Consider the following 21,364-nt stretch of genomic DNA (forward strand, 5'->3'; position numbering starts at 1 on the left):
AAAAGAGTAGGTATTATATAGGTAAATATATAAGTTGAAAATACTACTTAATAGGTGATAAACCTTTTAAGATTTGCTCGGCATTTTCTTTGCTTAACGCGTAACCGTAATATTTTTTATAGAAGGCTTGCGTTTTTTCTACCATGTTTAAATCTTTAAAGTGTTCAGGATGGAAGAGCTGAGCTGCCCAAAGAATTTGTAAGGCTTCTTCTGCACTGTAGCGATCCCATGGGAACGTGCCGGTTGGATTGGCATAAATACGATTATTTTTGACCGCACTTATTGATTGCCATGCCGGATCGCCTTTGATTTTATCTATCGCTGCTTGCGCTTTATTGCCGCTGCTACCAATGATGATCACATCCGGATTAGCTTGTAAAATAGCTTCCATGGTAACCGTGATCATATTGGCTTCATCTGGTAACACGCTTTTACCACCGGCTAATTTAATCCATTCGCCGATCATGGATTTTCCGCCGTCAATCATCAATAAGTCAGAGCCTTTAGTGATATGTAACACCGTAGGGCGCGCTTCATCTTTGAGACCTTTAAGACGATTTTCCACAAATTGAATATTGTCTTCTAATTCTTTGATATAGCTTTCTGCAATTTCAGGTGCTTTATCACCTAAAACTTCAGCGGTAATCCGTACGGTTTTCTTCAAACCATCAAAATCTTGGAAACTTACACGCACGCCTTTTAATCCCGCTTTTTCCACTTCAGTTAACATGGATTTTTTCGAGAGCAACACTGCATCGGGCTTATGACTTAACAGTTCTTCTGTTTGAATGGTTTCGCCATTGGTTAATACCGGTACGTTTTTGATATTTGGATACACTTCGCTATACCAAGGATTGGCCGCGATAGATGTAGTCGTGCCAACCAGTTTATTGGCACCGCCTAATAGCAAGACGATTTGGTTATTGGCATGCCAAAGATCGGCTACACGTTGTACGTTATCCGGTAATTCAATTTTATTACCTTCAACATCAGTTACGATTTTTGCTTGCAACGGCAGGGCAAAGCAAGCTGCAAGGGAAAGCGCAATCAAGCCTTTTTTGAGAGAGTGTTTCAACATATGAATTTCCTTCTAGTGGGGTTATAAATGGGTAATCGCACAGATTTGTCGTTGCAGAGCAGGCACATCGACCAGGCGCAAATTTGTTTGATAAAGCGCTTTTAAGTTGGCTTCGGTAATGATTTCTGGTGCCGAACCTGTTTGTAATTTGCCGTGTTCGTTTAAGATGCTCACGCGGCTGTTGGGTAGTGCGCTATGCAATAACATCGGATGATCGGGATTATGTGTCGTCATCACAATGGTAAAACCTTGTAGTGAGAGCTCTTTTATCAAGCTTAAGGTTTTAAATACATTACCGTAATCTAATGCCGAAGTAGGTTCATCAAATAAAATCAGTTGCGGTTGTTGCACCAAAATACGCGCAAGATTGACCAGTTGCTTTTCGCCGCCACTCATTTGCATATAAATTCGGTCTGCAAAATGATTGATGCCAAGTTTATTTAAAGCCTCATCAACTAATGCAAAATCAGCTTCACTTGGCTTATCAAAAACACCTAAATGCGCCGCGCGTCCGAGTACCACATAATCACGCACACGATATTGATAGGTTTGTGGGCTGTGTTGCGAGACATAAGCAATTTTTTGCGCAATTTGCTTGCTGCTCATTTCGCTTAATTTGCAATTATCCAGCAAAATCTGACCGCTCTTTGGTTTCAAAAGCCCCGCAATGCAGTTTAATAACGTTGATTTACCACGACCGTTTGCACCAAGAATAGTCAGCAATTCGCCTTTTTGTAAGGTTAAATCAATGCCATTGAGTAACGAATGTTCAACGTTGTGCCAGTAATACAGATTGTCAATTTTCAGCATTAGTCCACCACCTTTTGTTTAATCAGCACCCAAGCAAAGAATGGCGCACCGATAAAGCCAGTGAGAATACCGAGTGGAATTTCTTGAATGTATAAATTGCGAGCGAGCGTGTCGATAACGAGCAAGAAAATCGCACCGATAAGTCCAGCAAGAGGCAAACTTTTAACATTGTTATCACCAATGAAAAGCCGTGCTAAATGCGGAATCACTAAACCAAGCCAACCAATTGTCCCGCTTAAACAAACCGATGATGCCGTCAGCAATGTGGCACAAATCACCATGAATCCACGCTCTAATCGAATATTTGCCCCAATTAATTTCGCCTCGCGATCGCCCAATGAAAGCACATTGATACGCCAACGCATTAAAAATAAACCAAGGGTAGTAAGCAAAATAATAGGAGAAAGGACGAGTAAGTTGTCGTAGTTGGATTTGGTTAGGCTCCCTAATTGCCAATACACAATGTCAGCCAGCTGAGTTTCAGGATCGGCGAGGTATTTCAATAGGCCTAATGTTGCCATCATAAATCCCGAAACAATAATGCCGGAAAGGACTAATACAATGGTGGAATCGCGTTGAATTAAACGCGGTAAATTCATGGTAAGCAAGACGGCAATTAACCCACCGACAAAGGCAAATCCTTGAATGCCCAGCATCCCCGAACCGATTAAAATCGCTAATGCGGCACCAACACAGGCACCATTAGACACGCCTAAAATATCAGGTGAAACCAATGGATTGCGGAAAATACCTTGATACACAACACCCGCAATAGCCAATGAGGCACCGACAAGTATGGCAGCAATCACTCGGGGCAAACGAAGATTAAAAATAATGTTGTTTTGCACATCATTGGCGTTATTGCCAATAAGACTTTGTATAACATTCTCAATTGGAATCGCAAAACGCCCCCAAGAGAGCGAACATAAAATGAGCCCAATAAGCAAGCAAAGTAAAAGAGGAAAGGTAAGGGAGGATTTTTTCATACACTCAAAATTCGTTGTTTTTATAAGTATATAGCGATTATATTTTTTTGTATATAGCGAAATTTGAGTAAAAAAATAACACACTTTTAAGAAAGCGCCCTTGTAAAATAGGGGAGTAATTAAATTATTTTACAGTATTTAAAAGTGTTTCTATGAAGCAACACTTAATAGTATTAAGAAATTTATTTATCCCATATAAAATTTAATGATTTAAAAGTTATATTTCTTTACAAAACATATAAATATGTCTTCATTTTTCATCTCAACTTTTATAGAATGGTAGCTATTTTAATAAGTTTTAGTCCGCGGAGTTTTTTTATGTTAAGTGCATTGTTGAGAAGTGGTGAAATCAAAAACTATACGCCATTAGGCCAAGATGGCATGGCAGTTTATACGGTAGCATCCCAGTTGCGAGATGCACTTAAGTTTAAGCGAGGTCGTTCCTTTGCTGAATATTTAGCGATCCCACAGCGCAATGAACAGGGGGATAAAATCGATTGGTATGTACCGTTTGATTCCACTCGTGCAGATGGGCAATATATGATTATTCCTTGGACCTCGGCTACGGAGGAAGAGCGTGAAAATGCTCGTGCAGAATTGAAAATTTTTGAACGAACTGCACTGGAGTTAGGTAAAGAACTCATTCAATCTCCCACTTCCAAAGGCGATCAACTGCTATTTGCCCGTTTACTCTGTGGTGGCAATCCTGATGATATTACCGATCCTGAAAATCTCAAAGCCTTGCGCTTTCCTAATCCTGAACATGTTTATTTAGTCAATGATCGTCCCGTGATCACTTTCTGGGGATTTCTAGAAAAACATGCAGCTGCGCACGGTAATCCATTCCTTTCTTTACAAGCGGCTGCACCAAAACCAATTGAGCCAGCTTTACCTATAACGCCAGTTGAACCTGTCGTTGTGAAAAAACATCCTTGTCGTGTGTTTTGGTGGGTATTGCCGTTATTACTTGGATTACTTTTATTATTGGCTTGGTGGTTTAAGGATTTATGGTGGCCAAAAGAGGAAGCAATAGTGACAAATGACCCTGTCACAGTTTCTGAACCTCAAACAAAAAACCTCAAAAAACCGAAAGAAAAAGAATTACGTAAATTGAAAGATGCTCTTTACAGATATCTGAATGGGCGCTGGGTTGATGGAAAGGGTGTGGCTGTGACAGATCCTTCAGTTTTAAATCAACTAGGCGATGCTCCAGTTATTGGAGAAGGAAATATGCAAGGTGAAGGTCTTAATACACCATTAACAGAAACAGATGCTACCAAAGCTGATGAATCAAAAAATGATCAAGCAGATGATGCTAAAGCAGAGCAAAATAAAGATGAAAATAAACAACAACCACCAGTAGACCCTCTAGCAGAGGGTAAATCGGATACTAAAGAGGATCAAAATAAAGTAGATGAAAAAACACAGCAACCACCAGTAGATCCGTTAGCCGAAAATAAATCAGATACTCAGGTTGGACAAAATAAAGAAGATGATAAAAAGAATCAAACCACTTCTGATGCTAAACAATTACAAATTCCAACAACCAGTACACAAAATGGTAATGTAGATTTCCTAAATGGCCAGTGGAATGCTGGGGCGGGGATTCAGGATAAGACTACTGGTAAACCTCTACGCTTAAAATATGCATTCTCAGGTGGCGTAGGTCAAGTACAAGTACAACGCGGTGACGGCGTACAATGTACAGGAGATGTTTCTGCAAAAATGCAAGGCAGTGGTTTGAATATTACTAATAAAGGTGTAGCAAAATGTAGCGATGGATCAAGCTATCAGTTACCTGAAGTAATTTGTAAACCTGGCGCGAAGAGTATTGCAGATTGTCAAGGTGGATATGGCTCAGGACAGAGTTTCCCAATGACAATGAAATCGAATTAGTGAACCAATAAACAAAGAATAGAAGCGAGAATAAAAATGTTACCGGATTTACATCATTACGGAAAAGAAATCTCACTAATTATGAATAGTGGGGTGCAATTTTTAGACTTCGGTTTAAAAATTGATTGGAAAGACAAAGAATGGCGTAGCAAAAGTATGGGAAACTTCGCCTCTGGCGGTGAGAACCATCCAATTCGTCGATTAGTTGAACATCGTAGCGGTGAAGGTTATTGCGATAGCAGTGATTTGAGCCGAATGGTTAAAGTGGAACACGAAATCAGTGTGGAGCAGTCGTTTAAATTATTAGATGGTGTTTGGTTACCTATTCCTGTTTTGCGTACAGTAGCTTCCACAGATGGCTTTGATGAAGGCCCTTATAACTGGGCACGTGCACGAATTGTTAAACTAGCTGAACCAGATGTAGAAGGCAATACCTATCGAGTTACTTTAGCTTTTGATACTAAAATTTTTCCTAATCGTGCTGATGTTGCTTACCTTGCGCCAACTGAAGAAGATGTGCGTTCTGGCGCGGTTTTTGGGCTCGCTTATCAATCTCATCAAATGTCGTGGTTTTTGGACTATAAATGGATAAATGAATGGTTATTGGAACTCTTCACTGAATTAGCACCAGAAAATGATCGTTTAAAAATTCATCCAGATGATTTGAAAATGGACATTGCTGCTAAATTTCATCAAGGTCATTACTTGAATATTTTGGCTATTCTAGGTGAAGAAATTGATATTCCACGGATTAAAATGATTTCCAATCGTTCTGATGAAATTAATCGTGCAATTCCAGTTGATATGGTATTGGATGTGGGAAACTCCCGCACGTGTGGAATTTTAATTGAAGATCACGTGCAGGAAAAAGATGGCTTGAAAAAACGCTATGAATTGGAATTACGTGATTTGACGCGCCCAGAACGAGTATATTCTGAGCCATTTGAAAGCCGTGTTGAATTTGCCCAAGCGTTTTTTGGCAAAGATCATTTTTCTGTACAAAGTGGGCGTCGTGATGCTTTCCAATGGGCAACAATTGCGCGTGTAGGGAAGGAGGCCGCTCGTTTAGCAAGCCGTCGAGAGGGAAATGAAGGTTCTACAGGTTTATCTAGTCCAAAACGTTATTTATGGGATGATGCTCGTTACGAACAAGGCTGGCGTTTTAACTCATCCTATGTAAAAACAGATTACGAGCCTTATGCAACAGCAGATCCACTTTCTGGATTAATCAATGAGTATGGTGAAGCATTACATATTTTGCGGGATGATATTGATGAAGAATTTGAACGCAAAATGCCTGTATTCCAACCTAAATATTCTCGTCGTTCATTGATGACGTTTATGTTATCAGAAGTGTTGATGCAAGCATTAATGCAGATTAACAGTCCTGCTCAACGAGCTAAATTGGAACATTCTAAAGCACCACGTTTTTTACGTTCGATTATTTTGACTGTACCACCGGCAATGCCTAAACCTGAACGAGAAATTTTCCGTCAATCTATTTATCAGGCTATCGGCTTGGTTTGGAAATCTCTTGGCTGGGATAAATCTGATGATGATTTTGACTTCAATTCACAAAGTGCAAGAGAAAAATATTGGCCGATTTTACCTGAGGTGATTATTCAATGGGATGAAGCAACCTGTGGACAAGTTGTTTATCTATTTAATGAAACTCAAAATAACTATGGCGGTCGACCAGAAGAATTTATTGCTGCATTGCAACGTCCAGATAAAAAAGAAAAGGATCGTATTACTATCGCAACTATTGATATCGGTGGTGGTACAACAGACTTGGTAATCAACGATTACTCGCTGGATTATGGAGAAAACGGTGGTTCAGGTAGTAATGCCTATATTATCCCGACTCAACGTTTCCGCGATGGTTTCAAAGTGGCCGGTGATGATATTTTGCTAGACATGATTCGTAATGTAGTAGTGGAATCTTTAACTGTTGGTTTGAAAAATGCAGGTTTACGTGATCCTGAACCTATTCTTTCTGAATTGATTGGTGATCAGGCCTTAAAAGTACAAGATGCATTATTACGCCAACAATTGACATTACAAGTATTCAGCCCAATTGGCTTGCGCGTATTGAAAGAGTACGAAGGTTATGATCCAATGCAAAAGACCAATGCATTAAATGGGAAGACTTTTGGTGAATTATTAGAAGACGTAGAACAGCCTACAGAAAGTGTGTTGGATTATATTAATGAACCGATTCGCCGAGCCTTAGGTCGTTCGGATTTTAATATTTTAGATTTACCGGTTCAGGTGAATTTAGAACGTATTCACAGTTTATTTATTCGTGGTGATTATTTTGATATCTGCAAAACCTTCAACGCCTTGTGTGAGGTCGTCAACAGCTATCAATGTGATGTGTTGTTACTAACTGGCCGACCATCTCGTTTACCGGGTGTACAATCCTTCTTCCGTTCTCGTTTACCTTTGCCAGTCGGACGGATTTTACCATTACATCATTACCGCACAGGAAACTGGTATCCATTCCACAAACAAGGTCGTATAGATGATCCAAAAACGACTGCCGCAGTGGGTGCGATGCTTTGTTTCTTATGTAAAGATATGCGTTTAACCAACTTCTATTTACGCTCAATGGCAATGACTGCTTATTCTACAGTGAAATACATTGGGTATTTAGATAACAATAACGTAATTAAAGACAGCAACGTTTATTATCACGATATTGATTTAGACAATGAGGATTATGATTTCCCAGATACTTCCTTTGAAGTACGCGGTGATACCCGTTTAGGTTTCCGTCAATTAAATGTAGAGCGTTGGGTTGCTTCTCCACTTTATATGCTCTCTATAGAAAGCCGCGAATGGAAAGCGATGTTGAATAATGAAGGTGTGGTATTACAAGTAACATTAGGTATAAAAAATAGCCGTAATAGCCAAGAAAGAGCAGAAAATTTCTACATAAAAAATGTGACAGCATCAAATGGCCGCTCTTGTGTACGAGAGAGGGATATTACCCTTCATCTAAATACAATGACCGACGCGGGACTTGGTGATCAAAAATTATATTGGTTAGATACTGGCTGTGTGAAACGATAGGTGGAAGAGAAAATGACGGATAATCAATTAACAGAATCTTGGGATAAGGTATTCCAAGCATCACAACAAGCGATTGATTGGGTAAATGATGTTCGCCCAAATGTTGCCCGTTTAAATAATGAGGCTGATGGTTTAATTCTTGAACTAAGACGTTTACGTAATACAGCAAAACGCCTAGGTGCCGTTTCTTCTAAACCAATTACAGCTGGTTTTTTTGGGTTATCACAGGCAGGTAAATCTTTCTTAATTTCAGCACTGGCAGCCGATCAAAAGGGCAATTTGGAAACTATTTTTGACGGCCAACAGTTGGATTTCATTAAACATATCAATCCTCCTGGTGGCGGAAAAGAAGCAACGGGTTTGGTTACTCGTTTTACTCGCTCAGCAAAAGCGGCTGTTACAGGCTATCCTTTAGAACTTCGCTTATTTCATGAAATTGAAGTTGCCAAAATTTTAGTTAATGCTTATTTCAACGATTTTGATAAAGAACGTGTGACTTATCAATTGGAACAATCTCGCATTAATGAAATACTTAAACCTTTAAATGCTAAATTAAATGCTCAACCTGTAAAAGGTGTTAATGAAGATGACGTAGTTGATTTGCAGGATTACGCCCAGGAAAGCTTCGGAAAATCTTTATCTGTATTACAGGCTAATTATTGGGCTAGAGCGGTAGCCATGGCACCAAGACTGAGCATTGAAGATAGAGCAACATTATTCTCCATATTATGGGCAGAAATTCCAGAGTTAACTCAAATCTATATTCAATTTGCAAAAACACTGGCTCAATTAGGTAATCCTGAACGTGTTTATGCACCGCTTACCGCAGTAGTAAAAGATAATGGTAGTGGTGGTCTTTCTCAAGCTGACAGTATTATGAATGTGGATATGCTTGAGCGTTTAGGTACAAATCGAGATGAACAAATTGCTGTTCGTCCTTTTATTGAAGAAGGCCATGTTGGTGAGCCTGTTTCCATTTCTTTGGCTGAATTAACCGCACTTACCGCAGAATTAGTTTTCCCATTGATTAACCCAACTAAAGTGCCGGCTGTTGAAACGGTTGATTTATTAGATTTTCCTGGGTACCGAGGTCGTTTAGCTATCACTTCTTTAAGTGAAGTAAAAGAAGGCAATCCTGTATCTCAACTCATTTTAAGGGGCAAAGTAGCTTATCTTTTTGAGCGTTATACCGATAGTCAAGAAATGAATATTTTGATTGTTTGTACTCCATCAACCAAGCAATCTGATGTGAATAGTGTAGGTCCTGTATTGGAGCGTTGGATTAATAAAACGCAAGGAGATAATCCGACTGATCGTGCTAAACGTAAACCAGGACTTCTTTGGGCGATAACTATGTTTGATATGCGTATCAGTAGTGATTTGGCCAAAGATGAAGATATGCTGAAAATGTCTTGGGGACAAGGTGGATTGCTGAAACAAACGATTTTAGAGCGCTTTGGAAACTATGCTTGGCTAAATGAATGGGCAAATGGCAAGCCGTTTGATAATGTTTTTTTAGTACGTAAACCGGGTTTCAAAGTGGCTTTTTTAGATATGGATAATACTGAAGAATTAGCCATTAATCCAAAAGAGGCTGGGCAGCTTAATCTTTTACGTAGTACTTTTGCTAATGACCCTGATATTCAAAAACATATTGCTCAACCGCAAGAAGCCTGGGATGCAATGATGAAATTGAATGATGGTGGGATGCAACGAATTAGTGATTATTTGAAAACGATTGCTTTGCCAGAAGTGAAAGCTCAACGTTTAACTGAGCAACTTAATGAATCTATCCATCATATTGTAGAAAACCGTTTTTCTTCTTGGTATCAAAGTGAAGGCGCTGAAGAAGTCAATAAAAAACGTCAATTAGCACAAATGATTGTTGGTGAATTAAGTAAAAAAGGACTTTTGGTCGGTGAGTTTTTACGTTGTCTTCAATTACCTGAAGAGACAATTCGTTCTTTATATTTTTCTGATTATGAAGAGGTCTTACTAAACAAAGGTGAAGAAGAAACTAAAGCACAAGAAAATTCAGCAAATACCTTTGATGCTGGTTTTGGTTTTAGTTCAGAAGGATTTGATTTATTTGCTGAACCGGCTCCTGTTGTTGTAGAAGAGAAACCGGCTGAAAAAATTGTGGAATCTCGTTTTGCTATGGCTGCATTTAAATCCTGGATTGAACATTTGCGTTCAATTTCTTCTGATCAGCATTTGATGCAATTCTTTGGTTTTACTAAAGAAGCCGTTGAAGGTTTAGTTGGTGAATTGATTACTGGTGCAAATCGTCTTCATTTACAGGATAAACTTTCTAAGGTCGTTTTCCGTAATGAAAACGCAGGAAGTAAACGTGATCAATTAGCTGAGCGTCAAGTATTTTCCATTAATACTGAAATTGCGGATTTTATTGCATGGTTAGATTTTGTTAATCAACCACTGACTCAACGTCCAGCTAGTCGTGTGATGAACGAGCGAGCAATATTTGAAAATAGGGAAGTTGAAAAGGTAAACGGTTTACCTAAATTAGATGACCAAACTAATAATTACACTAAAAATTATCTTTTTGACTGGTTTGTAGCCTTTGGTCACTTTGCTGAAGGAAATGCCGGACACAGCGCTGGACGGGAAATTGATCAGGTCAGCAATACAAAGTTAGGTTCGGTATTAGATTTATATCGTTCTGCACAATGCTAAGGAATAGAAAATGTTACGAATTCAATTAGAGGAAGATCGTCCAGGATACGCTAAATTCACTGCGACGAAATGGAGTGGTAGTACAGAAGTTGAAATTGCAGTACAGCGAAATCAGGATGGCTGCTATTTTAATGGCAATGATACTCCATGGAATCCAGAACCAGTATGGCATAAGGTGGAGGGATTAACCTTAGAAAATGATGTATTGCAAGGTGTTATTGGTAAATGGCTCATTGATAGCCTTGTTCAACAGATCGGTAATGTACGTTATATGATGTCTGTCCGTGATGTACAGAACGGTACGATTGTTGATAGTGGCCCAGTCAGAATGGTTGGTAATATCTTAGCTTCTCTTGCTGGTGGTGACTCCAGTCGAGAAGACTATGTACAAAGTCATGTGCAAGCTGAGCCAGAACCAGTTATTGAAGAGCCTTTGGTAGAACCCGTTGTTGTAGCTGAAAATGAGCAATCAACAGAACCAGCTATAGTATTTGAAGATTTAGCACAAAATGAAACACAGTCTGAGCCTGTAGAGAATATTGAAGTACCAGTTTCAGTAGAGCAAAAGAAAAAAAGTAAAGGCGGCTTAATTGCCTTAATTTTAGCCCTGTTGATTGGGGGGGGAGTTGGAGCTTATTTCTTCTTAAATAAGAAAGATGAGCCAGTAGCAAAATCTGACTGTGCAGTGGATACAAATACCAATGATGAATTGGCATTTATTCAGAGCTGTCTGAAAACTAAACCAGAACCAAAACAAATTTTAGAAATTATTGCTTCGGCTAAACAAGCAAATAAATGTGCGATTGCTCAACGACTTTATGCCAACCAGGCTCAAGGTGGCAATGTGGAGATTGCACTAGCTTATGCGGAGGAATATGAAAAAGGTAGTTCTTGTTTCCAAGCTGATAAGGAAACAGCAATTTATTGGTATGAAACTGCATTAAGTAATGATCCGAATAATGCGACAGCTAAAGAAAAATTAGAGGCATTGAAAAAATAATGAAACAGTTAAGACTTTCTACTTTATCTCTTTGTTGCTTAACAGCAATCATGTCTCCGTCAGTTTTTGCTGAGGAGATAAAACCATTACTGCAAGAGGGCAAAACTACACTTTATCAACGCGTGTTAAGTACACCAAGTTGTGAGTTATTAGCAAAAAGTGATGCTAAGAGCGGTCAAAAAATTCCTGCATTTTCCCGCTATTATGTATATAAACGGGAAAACGTAGGTAATAAGTCTTTATTGCAGGTAGGTCCAGATAGCTTTGGTAAAACTGTCGGTTGGTTAGATGCTAATTGTGCTGTACCTTGGAATATGCAAATGACAATGGTCTTTACTAACCCATCCGATCGGGGTTCTTTATTGTTCTTTAAGGATAAAGCAACACTTGAAAGTATTATTAATGACAATTCTCCAGCTAAAGCAGTTGAGCCAATTCGTGCTGAACTTTCCCAAAAGAAAAGTAGTGAAAAAGTGTTAGCGGAAGAACCAAAGGAATTTGTAGATTTCCAAAAAAACTTCTATCTCTTACCTGTTTTACAGGGAGAAGAAGTGATGGATAGTCAAGGATTTTATGAGCGCTTGTTAGAGGTAGCATCTGTCAGCAAAAATGATAAGCCGGTCACTCAACCAACTACAAGCACAACAAACAATAATCAAACTAACAAAACAGGTCAAAACCAACCTCAAGAAATTGTTGGGTTTAGCGCTGCGGTAGTATTTGTTATTGATTCGACGATTTCTATGGATCCTTACATCAATAGAACGCGCGATGCGATTAAAAAAGTTTATGAAAAAATCGAAAAAGAGAACTTAGGTAAACAGGTTAAATTTGGTTTAGTGGCGTTCCGTTCAAGCACTAAAGCTGTACCTGGATTAGAGTACACTTCGAAAATGTTCGTTGATCCTAGTACCGTAAAAGATGGTAAAGATTTCATGGATAAAGTGGCGAATTTAAAACAAGCTACTGTTTCTTCAAAAGAATTTAGTGAAGATGCTTATGCTGGTGTGTCACAGGCATTAAATGAAATTAATTGGAATAATTTTGGAGGCCGTTATTTAGTATTGATTACTGACGCCGGTGCGATTGAAGGGGATAATCCAATTTCAACTACGGGGTTAGATGCAAAACAATTACGTTTAGAGGCTCAGCATCGAGGTGTTGCGCTTTATACTCTACATCTTAAAACACCATCTGGAAAAAATAACCATCAAATAGCTCAAGCACAATATAATGAATTATCTTTTAATAATTATTTAAATAAACCACTTTACTATCCGGTCAATACTGGAGATGTGAATGAGTTTGGGCAAAAAGTAGATACTCTTGCTAGTGCTTTAACTAAGCAAGTGAAACAAGCTTACTCAGGTGAAGAGGCTGCTGGTAGCGTATTAACTGCCACCACAAAAACAAGCGGTGATCCGAAAAAATCTGAAATTGAAGAAGATGCTGTTTTATTAGGTAAAGCAATGCAATTGGCATATTTAGGGGATGTAAAAGGTACAAAAGCACCACCAGTATTTAAAGCTTGGGTGAGTGACCGTGATTTTGCTAAACCAACAGTCCCGACCGCTGAGGCTCGAGTATTACTAACCAAATCACAATTAAGTGATTTGAGTGATGTAGTAAAGAAAATTGCGGATGCGGCAAATAGCGGGTTAATTTCACCAACAGATATGTTTGCACAACTTCGTTCAGTAGCTGCTGCAATGGGACAAGATCCAAATAAAATCAAGGAAGATAAATCAACTAAATTGGCAGATTTAGGTTTACTTGGTGAATATTTGGATGGCATTCCTTATAAGAGTCAAGTGACCGGAATTGATGAAGATACGTGGAAAGGTATGAGTGTGCAGGAACAAGAGAAATTTATTCGCGATCTGCATAGTAAGTTACGTCATTATCGTATTTTTAACGAGGACCAATCTCGTTGGATTTCTTTATCAGAGGGTGCTGATCCTCGCGATAATGTATATCCAGTACCATTGGATGCCTTACCATAGAAAAGGATATAGCGTGTTAACCATTAAAGATTTATCCATAACTCGCGGACAAGGGGAGCAAAGTTTTACGGTTTCCCTACCGCATTTATCTTTGGCTGAAGGTGAGGTCGTTTCACTTTGTGGTTCGAGCGGTTGTGGAAAAAGCACGCTATTGGAAATGATGGGGCTAATTTTAAAACCGGATAACTTGAGCCAATATGAATTAAGCTCAGCTACTTTAAGCATGGATTTAGCCCCCCTTATTCTGAGTAATAAGCAAAAGACTTTGGCTGAGATTCGCTCTAAAAATCTTGGCTTTATGTTACAAAATGGTGGGCTATTACCTTTTTTAAGCGTATGGCAAAATATTCTGCTACCTTGTCAAACAAATGGAATTTTGGCTGATGAAAGTTGGTTACATCATCTATGCGAAAAACTAAACATCAATCATTTAATGACAAAATATCCAAAGCAGCTTTCTATAGGTGAACGTCAACGGGTCGCTTTTGTTCGCTCTATTGCCCATAAACCACTTTTATTATTAGCGGATGAACCGACATCTGCATTAGATCCCCATCACTCAGAGATTTTATTTCATTTAATGCTATCCTTAGCAAAACAGCAAAAAATTGCTGTGCTGCTAGTGACTCATGATTGGGATTTAGTGCAACGTAATGAACTTCGTACTTTTAGTGCAAAATTGGATATGTCTTTACGTCAGTCTTGTTTTATTGAACAGGCCAATAATGACTAGCAAGAATAGGGTATCTTGATGAAAAATAGATTTACATTATTGGCAAAATTAGCACTAAACGATATTTTCTATGATCGTAAGGTTTCTTTTTGTATTATCGCTTCATTGGTAGCGGTAATTGCTCCTTTATTGCTTCTATTTAGTTTGAAATATGGCATTGTTTCTCAATTACGTCATCAATTGGTTAATGATCCAACCAATTTAGAAATTAAAATTGTTGGTAATTTAAATCTTTCTCAAGACTGGTTTGATTGGCTTAAACAACAGCCGGAAACCCAATTCTCGATTCCATTAACGCGTTCGCTTAATACAATTATTGATTTGAAGAAAGAGGCAAATTTTGTTCGTAATGTGGAATTAATTCCAACAACTTCAAACGACCCAATTACTCAACAATCTTTGCTAAATGATAATTCGATTATTTTAAGTGCATTAAGTGCAGAAAAACTACAAGCTAAACAAGGTGAAAGTATTACTTTAGTTGCAACTCGAAATGAAAATGGACAAGAAGAAAAGGCATTATTGCAATTAAAAGTGCAGGCTATTTTAAATGAGCAACAATTTCCTCGTGCTGCAATTTTTGTGCCCATGTCATTATTAATTGGTGTTGAAGACTTTCGCGATGGTATGAAAACGGAACTATTCCCTGCTGCAAGTGGAAAGCCAAATGATCAACTCCGTAAAAATTTTGCTAGAGCGAGAATTTATGCTAAAAGTTTGGATGATGTCGCACCTCTAGCACTAAAGCTACGTGAACAATTTCATATTGATACTCGAACGGAATCCAAAGCGATTGAAAATGTAAAAGCGATTGATAGTGTATTAAATGTTATTTTTATGGTCATTGCTTTTACCTCTGTGGTCGGTTGCGTGCTATCTCTTATTGGCGCATTTCTTGCAAATATTGATCGAAAACGTAAGGATATTGCTGTTTTACGGTTAATAGGTTTTCAACAAAGTGCGGTTGGTATTTATTTAGTTTTTCAAGCAATCGTACTCAGTAGTATTGCTTTCATTTTATCTTATGGGCTGTATTTGTTTGGCAGTCAATTATTTAATCAAATACTAGGAACAAGCTTAAGTGGCTCCCATTTTGTTAGCCGTTTGGCTCCAATACATTTATGCTTGGCTTTTATTTTCTCTTTTCTACTTGCTGGCGTGGTTGCTGCTATAGGGGCAGTTCGCGCAGTAAAAATTCAACCTGCGGAGAGTCTGCGAGATGTTTAAATATCGCTTTTCTTTATTAGCATTAATTATGGCCAGTACGGCTGTTTCAGCCCAACCTTGGGAAGAAAAATTTTTTAATCCGAAAAAATTAGATGGTGATATTGTATTACCCATGCCTTGTGAAGGGAGTATGGTTTTTCGAGTAATTAAAACTAACACTAAAAAACCATTAGAAGATATTAAAGTCACTCTCGGTGGTAATAGCAATGATGAAGATGGTTATGCACAATATGCTACGCCAAATTATATTTCGGGTAGTTTTGCCAATGAAAAACAAGAACGCTATTTCTTAATAGGAAAATATGAGGTGACAGAAGCTCAGTTTAATGCCGTAATGAAAGGTGAGCAATGTCCTTCAGTAAATATGAAAACCAGTTTACCCGCAATTAATATGAGTTGGTTTGATGCGGTAGAATTTACCCATAAATATAATGAATGGCTACTTAAAAATGCAGCCGATAAACTTCCAACGGAAGATGGAAGTAAAGGTTTTGTCCGTTTGCCAACTAATGCTGAATGGGAATTTGCTTCTCGAGGTGGGGTTGCAGTTGATGAAGCAGCATTCCGTGAAAATACCTTTCCTATGCCAGATGGTATTGCTCGTTATGCATGGTCATCTAAAAATGCTAATGGTCGTTTGCAAGTTATCGGCTTACTTGAGCCAAATCCACTTGGTTTATTTGATACATTGGGGAATGTTTCTGAAATGGTATTTGACGGTTTTCGTGCTAATAAGCTAAGCCGCTATCATGGTCAAGAGGGGGGCATGATTGCCCGAGGTGGAAGCTATATTAAAGGAGAAAGTGAAGTCAACAATACTTCACGTATTGAGGTTCCTTATTACGATAATAATGGCGCGATGAAGAAAAAAGATATGGGATTCCGTGTAGCAATTACCGCACCTTTATTAACATCAAATAATCGTATTAATCAATTACGTCAAGAATGGTCTGCTTTAGGCTCAGACAGTAAAGAGAGTAATGATCCAAATATTGTAGGTAAACTGGAAAAATTAGCGTCGAACGTTGAAGATGAAAAACTTAAACAAGAAATCACTAAGACCAAAGATGAATTGCGAGCAGCAAACCAGGCACGAGATGAACAGCGAGATGCCGCAATTCGTTCGGCCTTACAATTAGGTGGATTCCTTTGTGCTAATGTTTCTGATTTACAGGCAGAAGTAGAACAGCAAGAAACAGCAGTAAAAGCTTTTGCTGAGGAAATAAAAAATGAACAGGATACCGATTTAAAACAAATTTATCAGCAAAAAGAATCTGATTTTAAACAACGATTACAAGAAGCTGAAAAGGCTAGAGATTTTGTTGTGCAATATTATGCAGGCACAATTACTAATACATTTGACACTTATAGCCTTGCTAATGTAAAAGAACAAGTAGAAAGAACAAAATCCATGATGAATGAGAAAAAACTTGCTAATGGACAAGCGACGAATTTGAGCCAGTACCTTGATTTATATTGGAAACATTTAAGCCAATATTATCAGAATGGCAAAATTACCCGAGAACAATGGTTACAGCAATGTAATCAAATTAAACCTCAAACTCACTAATGATAAATAAGGAAAATCTTATGAAATTGAAAAAGACCTTTGGTGTACTAATTTTATCTAGTTCATTAGCCCTTGCAGGCTGTGCTGGTACAGGTAGTAGTTCAAGCAGCTTAGATAGCGGTGATGATGCTAAATTTTTTAGCTCATCAGGCTGGGGTTCTTGTGCTTGGGGAGCTGCAGGAGGTGCTGCATTAGGAGCTTTAACAGGATTATTGACGGGTGGTGATACTGAAAGTACTGTAGCTGGTGCCGCAATTGGTGGAGCAGCAGGCTGTGCAGCTGGTATGAGTGCTAACTACTATTTAGAAAAACAACGTAAAACTTATGTGAAAAAAGAAGATCGTTTGAATGCTTATATTGCTGATGTTCGTCAAAATTCACAGATGGTACAAAAATCCACAGCAAAATTAAATGCTGCTACGGCTAAAAACAATCAATTGATCGCTAAAGTGAATAGTCAATTAAAATCCGGAACAATTCAAAAAGCAGAAGCTAAACAACAATTAGCTCAAGTAGATGCTGATATTAAAGCTGCACAAGAACGTTTAAGTGTAATGAAATCCAATTTAAATATGCTTAGCGATACAGCTAAAGCTGAACGTTCTTCCGGTGCTTCAAGCAAGAGATTGGATCAAGAAATTTCTCAATTAAGAAAACAGGTTTCAACCTATGAACAAGCATTACAAGCACAGGTGAAACAGCGCTCTGCAATTCAAGTTGGGTAAGGAGTTAGCGTGAAAACGATTAAATTATTCACCGCACTTTCTGCTTGTGCTTTATTAGTTGCTTGTTCTGCGACTCCTGAAGAATGTGATCCAAATGTGGAGCAAAGTATTTGGGGTAAAATGGCCTGTGTGAATTCAGGTAGCTATGATACCCGAGTACAGCGTAAAGAAAGCGAGTTATCACAAGAGCAAGCCAAAAATGCTGATTTGCAAGCTAAAAATAAACGAGCTCAAGAAGCAAAAAATAAATCAACCAAGCAACTTAATCAGAAGAAAGCTGCATTGGCTAATTTAAATAAAGAATTGCAAAATGATGCAGCCTTGCTTAAACAAAAAGCTCAAGGTAATAGCGACCTATTAGCAAAAATTCAAGATGTAGAACAACAAATGAAGCAGGTAAATACTTCTAGTGCATCTGATGAAGCTAAAGCAAAAGAATTGCAAACGTTACAGCGTAAGTTGACTGCTTACAAAAAAGCGCTTGCTGTTAAATAATTGTAAAGGCTGATCTTGAAAAAAAGATCAGCCCTTACTATTGGAATAAGAATATTGACAGTTTTTATTCCAATAATACGACTCAAATGTAGAGGGATTTATGCAACGTTTAGCTCGTTTTAAACTAGAAGAAATTAATCAAAATGCAACCGTGCTTTTTGAACATTACGATGAAATACTTAAAATTGTGAGAGCTCATCTTCCACCGAGCACAGCTACTTTATTCGCTAAACCTGAAATAAAATCAGATCGAGTAACTGTAGAATGGTATAGTGAGTTGGAAGGTCAACCTTATCTGATACCTGAAAATGAATCAGGTAAAGCTGCATTACAAAAAATCTCTCCTGTTATCCAACAACGTCTAAATGCTATATCGGCACTTACTCAAAATTTAACCCAAAAAGGTAGCATTAGTGCAGAGCAAAGTGCTTGGTTAAATCAATTAGTGGATGGGGCAACTCATGATACCCGTCAAATTTATTTAGTAAATAATGAACCCGTTATTACTGGTTGGGGTATTGGAAAAAAAGTAGAACCACCGGCTCCGCCACCGGTTGTTCCTGTTGCTGCACCTAAACACCGTTGGTGTTATTGGTTATTACCGCTTCTTTTATTACTACTCGGTTTATTGGCTTGGTGGTGGTTTAATCGTGAACCTGTTATTCCCCCTAAAGTGGAACCGCCTAAGGTAGAAGAACCGAAAAAAGAAGAACCAAAAATTGAGGAGCCTAAACCAGAACCTCCAAAAGAAGAGCCAAAGGTTGAAGAGCCTAAACCGGAGCCTCTAAAGGAGGAACCAAAGGTTGAGGAGCCTAAACCAGAGCCTGTTCAAGAGCCTATTAAGGAAGAGCCGAAAGTAGAGCCTCCTGTTGTTGAGCCACCGAAAGAAGAGCCTAAACAACCACCACAAAAAGTGTGCAAACCTAAATACAAACCAGGTGAAACACCACAGATGGTAATGATTTTTGATAATTCTGCATCAATGCTTTATAGTTTGTTAGAGAACTCACAAACTATAAGTAATTTTGAACAGCGTTGGGATGCGTATGGTGTAAGTGATGAGGAACTTCAGTATATGCGTCGTTTACCAAATCGCTTAGCCACTGCAAAAAAAGCCTCTTCCAATATTATTAATAGCATCGGCAAAAATGTAGATATCGGTTTAGTCTCATTAAAAACTTGTCCGGCTGCAACTAACCATGGTTTCTATTCACCAGGTAAACGTAATGCACTTAAAGCCAAAATTCAAGCAATGAAACCAGGAGAAGAGAATAGCGGAACTCCTCTATATAATGGATTACAAATTGCAAGCAGCATGATTGATGGTGTAAAACGCGATGCCTTTATTTTGCTTCTAAGTGATGGCAAAGATAGCTGTACTACATCAGATATTTGTGGCCTAGCTAATCAAATAGCCAAACAAAAACCGCGTTTAAAAGTGAATGTGGTTGATATTGGGGGGGCTAAAGCTGCCAACTGTGTAGCAAGCGCTACTGGCGGAAAAGTATTTACCGCAAATAATCAGAAACAAGTGGTGAGTATGGTGAATCAAGCTATTAAACCTATGACTAAAACTGATGAGTGTGAATAAGGAACGCTTATGCAACGTCTAGCTCGTTTTAAATTGCAAGAAATTAATCAAAATGTGACCGCACTTTTTGCCCATTATGATGAAATAATTAAAATCTTGCGTAGCCATTTGCCACCAAGTACCGCCACTTTATTTGCAAAACCTGAAATAAAAGCTGATCAGGTTACTGTGGAATGGTATAGCGAGCTAGAAGGTCAGCCAGTCTTGATTGCTCAAGAAATGCAAGAAGAGAAGCAATTTAAACCAATAATTTCACTGATTCAACAACGCCTAAATGCGATTGTAACATTGAATCAGGAACTTATGACTAAAGGTGTACTGACACCCGAACAAAGTGCTTGGTTAGCTCAATTGGTGGAAGGGGCGACTCATGATACCCGTCAAATTTATTTAGTAAATAATGAACCAGTTATTACTGGTTGGGGTATTGGAAAAAAAGTAGAACCACCGGCTCCACCACCAGTTGTTCCCCTTACTGCACCAAAACACCGTTGGTGCTATTGGCTTTTACCGCTTCTTTTATTACTACTAGGCTTATTGGCTTGGTGGTGGCTCAATCGCGAACCGGTTGTACCGCCTAAAGTAGAACCACCTAAGGTCGAAGAACCGAAGAAAGAAGAGCCTAAACCAGAGCCACCGAAAGAAGAGCCTAAAGTGGAAGAACCAAAACCGGAGCCAGTTCAAGAACCACCAAAAGAAGAACCAAAAGTAGAAGAGCCCAAGCCAGAACCGAAAAAAAACTGTCGAGTAGTGGAAAAGCCAACTGATGCACCACAGATGGCAATTATTTTTAATAATGCTTCAGGAATGCGCTATACCTTATTAGAAAGCGCCAAAAAAGTAGCAATTTTTGACGAAAAATTAAGAAATCCAGCAAAATATGGAATCACGCAACAAGATATCTATTACATGGAGCGCAAACCAAATCGATCCGTGGCATCCAAAAAATCGGTAGCGGAATTAATTAATAATATCCCAACGGCAGTGGATATTGGTTTGGTTGAACTAAAAAGTTGTTTATCTACTTCTAAAAAAGCATCTTATGCTACCAATCATGGCATATTTACTGCAGAACAACGCAGTACATTAAAAGCCAAACTTAATAAAATGCAGGTACGCAATCATCGTGTTCCTGGGACACCTATTTATGAAGGATTACAAAAAGCATTAACCATGGTAGATGGTAAAGAACGTGAAGCATTAATTGTGTTAATTACCGAAGGTAATGGTGATTGTACGAATCGCAGTGCCTGTGAGCTTATTAAAAAAGAAGCGAAAGAAAGACCCAAATTAAAAATTAATATCGTCAATATAAATTCGCCTTGGAATAATACGGATTGCCTAGCTAAGACAACCGGTGGTGAAATTCTAAACGGTGATATGACGAATCAAGTTAAATTAACTGAAGCTATTAAGAAATCAATGGAACCAGTACAGCAAGAAATCTGTGATGAATAATGGAAAGGGCGTTTAACGCCCTT

General features: G+C 38.5%; 15 protein-coding genes. 12 read left to right on the forward strand and 3 right to left on the reverse strand.

Annotation, left to right across the window (positions count from 1 at the left end):
• Positions 1-43 precede the first annotated feature (43 nt).
• The 3 genes from QP437_RS08300 to QP437_RS08310 are packed head-to-tail and all read right to left on the reverse strand — an operon-like array spanning position 44 to position 2,874.
• Positions 44-1,078: an ABC transporter substrate-binding protein gene (locus QP437_RS08300; protein WP_285267528.1), complete on the reverse strand. Its 1,035-nt coding sequence runs from the start codon at positions 1,076-1,078 to the stop codon at positions 44-46.
• Positions 1,079-1,099: 21 nt separating this feature from the next.
• Positions 1,100-1,888 carry an ABC transporter ATP-binding protein gene (locus tag QP437_RS08305; RefSeq protein ID WP_285267529.1) on the reverse strand — a complete coding sequence of 263 codons (789 nt, stop codon included), beginning with the start codon at positions 1,886-1,888 and terminating at the stop codon, positions 1,100-1,102.
• Positions 1,888-2,874 carry an iron ABC transporter permease gene (locus QP437_RS08310; protein ID WP_285267530.1) on the reverse strand — a complete coding sequence of 329 codons (987 nt, stop codon included), beginning with the start codon at positions 2,872-2,874 and terminating at the stop codon, positions 1,888-1,890. The genes QP437_RS08305 and QP437_RS08310 overlap by 1 nt, the downstream gene beginning before the upstream one ends.
• A 318-nt stretch (positions 2,875-3,192) precedes the next feature.
• Between QP437_RS08310 and QP437_RS08315 the strand changes: the two genes are divergently transcribed.
• The 12 genes from QP437_RS08315 (at position 3,193) to QP437_RS08370 (ending at position 21,341) form a co-directional block, all read left to right on the forward strand.
• Positions 3,193-4,770: an SrfA family protein gene (locus tag QP437_RS08315; RefSeq protein WP_285267531.1), complete on the forward strand. Its 1,578-nt coding sequence runs from the start codon at positions 3,193-3,195 to the stop codon at positions 4,768-4,770.
• Positions 4,771-4,806: 36 nt separating this feature from the next.
• Entirely contained in the window at positions 4,807-7,845 is a 3,039-nt protein-coding gene (locus QP437_RS08320; protein WP_285267532.1) for a virulence factor SrfB, read from the forward strand.
• Positions 7,846-7,857: 12 nt separating this feature from the next.
• Positions 7,858-10,539 carry a putative virulence factor gene (locus QP437_RS08325; RefSeq protein WP_285267533.1) on the forward strand — a complete coding sequence of 894 codons (2,682 nt, stop codon included), beginning with the start codon at positions 7,858-7,860 and terminating at the stop codon, positions 10,537-10,539.
• Between the two features lie 10 nt (positions 10,540-10,549).
• Positions 10,550-11,539, forward strand: coding sequence for a hypothetical protein (locus tag QP437_RS08330; RefSeq protein WP_285267534.1), 990 nt, complete (start codon positions 10,550-10,552; stop codon positions 11,537-11,539).
• A 50-nt stretch (positions 11,540-11,589) separates the two neighbouring features.
• Entirely contained in the window at positions 11,590-13,542 is a 1,953-nt protein-coding gene (locus tag QP437_RS08335; protein WP_336620761.1) for a vWA domain-containing protein, read from the forward strand.
• Positions 13,543-13,555: 13 nt separating this feature from the next.
• Entirely contained in the window at positions 13,556-14,275 is a 720-nt protein-coding gene (locus tag QP437_RS08340; protein WP_032822434.1) for an ABC transporter ATP-binding protein, read from the forward strand.
• An 18-nt stretch (positions 14,276-14,293) separates the two neighbouring features.
• Positions 14,294-15,502, forward strand: coding sequence for an ABC transporter permease (locus tag QP437_RS08345; RefSeq protein WP_285267536.1), 1,209 nt, complete (start codon positions 14,294-14,296; stop codon positions 15,500-15,502).
• Complete coding sequence (locus QP437_RS08350) at positions 15,495-17,072, forward strand: SUMF1/EgtB/PvdO family nonheme iron enzyme (protein ID WP_285267537.1); 1,578 nt, start codon at positions 15,495-15,497, stop codon at positions 17,070-17,072. Before QP437_RS08345 ends, QP437_RS08350 begins: the two co-directional genes overlap by 8 nt.
• A gap of 20 nt (positions 17,073-17,092) precedes the next feature.
• Positions 17,093-17,797 carry a hypothetical protein gene (locus QP437_RS08355; RefSeq protein WP_054419549.1) on the forward strand — a complete coding sequence of 235 codons (705 nt, stop codon included), beginning with the start codon at positions 17,093-17,095 and terminating at the stop codon, positions 17,795-17,797.
• Positions 17,798-17,806: 9 nt separating this feature from the next.
• On the forward strand, positions 17,807-18,292 hold the full coding sequence (locus tag QP437_RS08360; protein WP_265469525.1) for a hypothetical protein: 486 nt from the start codon (positions 17,807-17,809) through the stop codon (positions 18,290-18,292).
• A gap of 100 nt (positions 18,293-18,392) precedes the next feature.
• The gene (locus QP437_RS08365; protein WP_285267538.1) at positions 18,393-19,883 is read left to right on the forward strand and encodes a hypothetical protein; all 1,491 of its coding nucleotides are present in this window, start codon (positions 18,393-18,395) and stop codon (positions 19,881-19,883) included.
• A gap of 9 nt (positions 19,884-19,892) precedes the next feature.
• Positions 19,893-21,341 carry a hypothetical protein gene (locus QP437_RS08370; RefSeq protein WP_285267539.1) on the forward strand — a complete coding sequence of 483 codons (1,449 nt, stop codon included), beginning with the start codon at positions 19,893-19,895 and terminating at the stop codon, positions 21,339-21,341.
• Positions 21,342-21,364: the final 23 nt, after the last annotated feature.

It is taken from the genome of Haemophilus sp. UMB1048, from assembly GCF_030218125.1.
Taxonomy (GTDB): Bacteria; Pseudomonadota; Gammaproteobacteria; order Enterobacterales; family Pasteurellaceae; genus Haemophilus_D.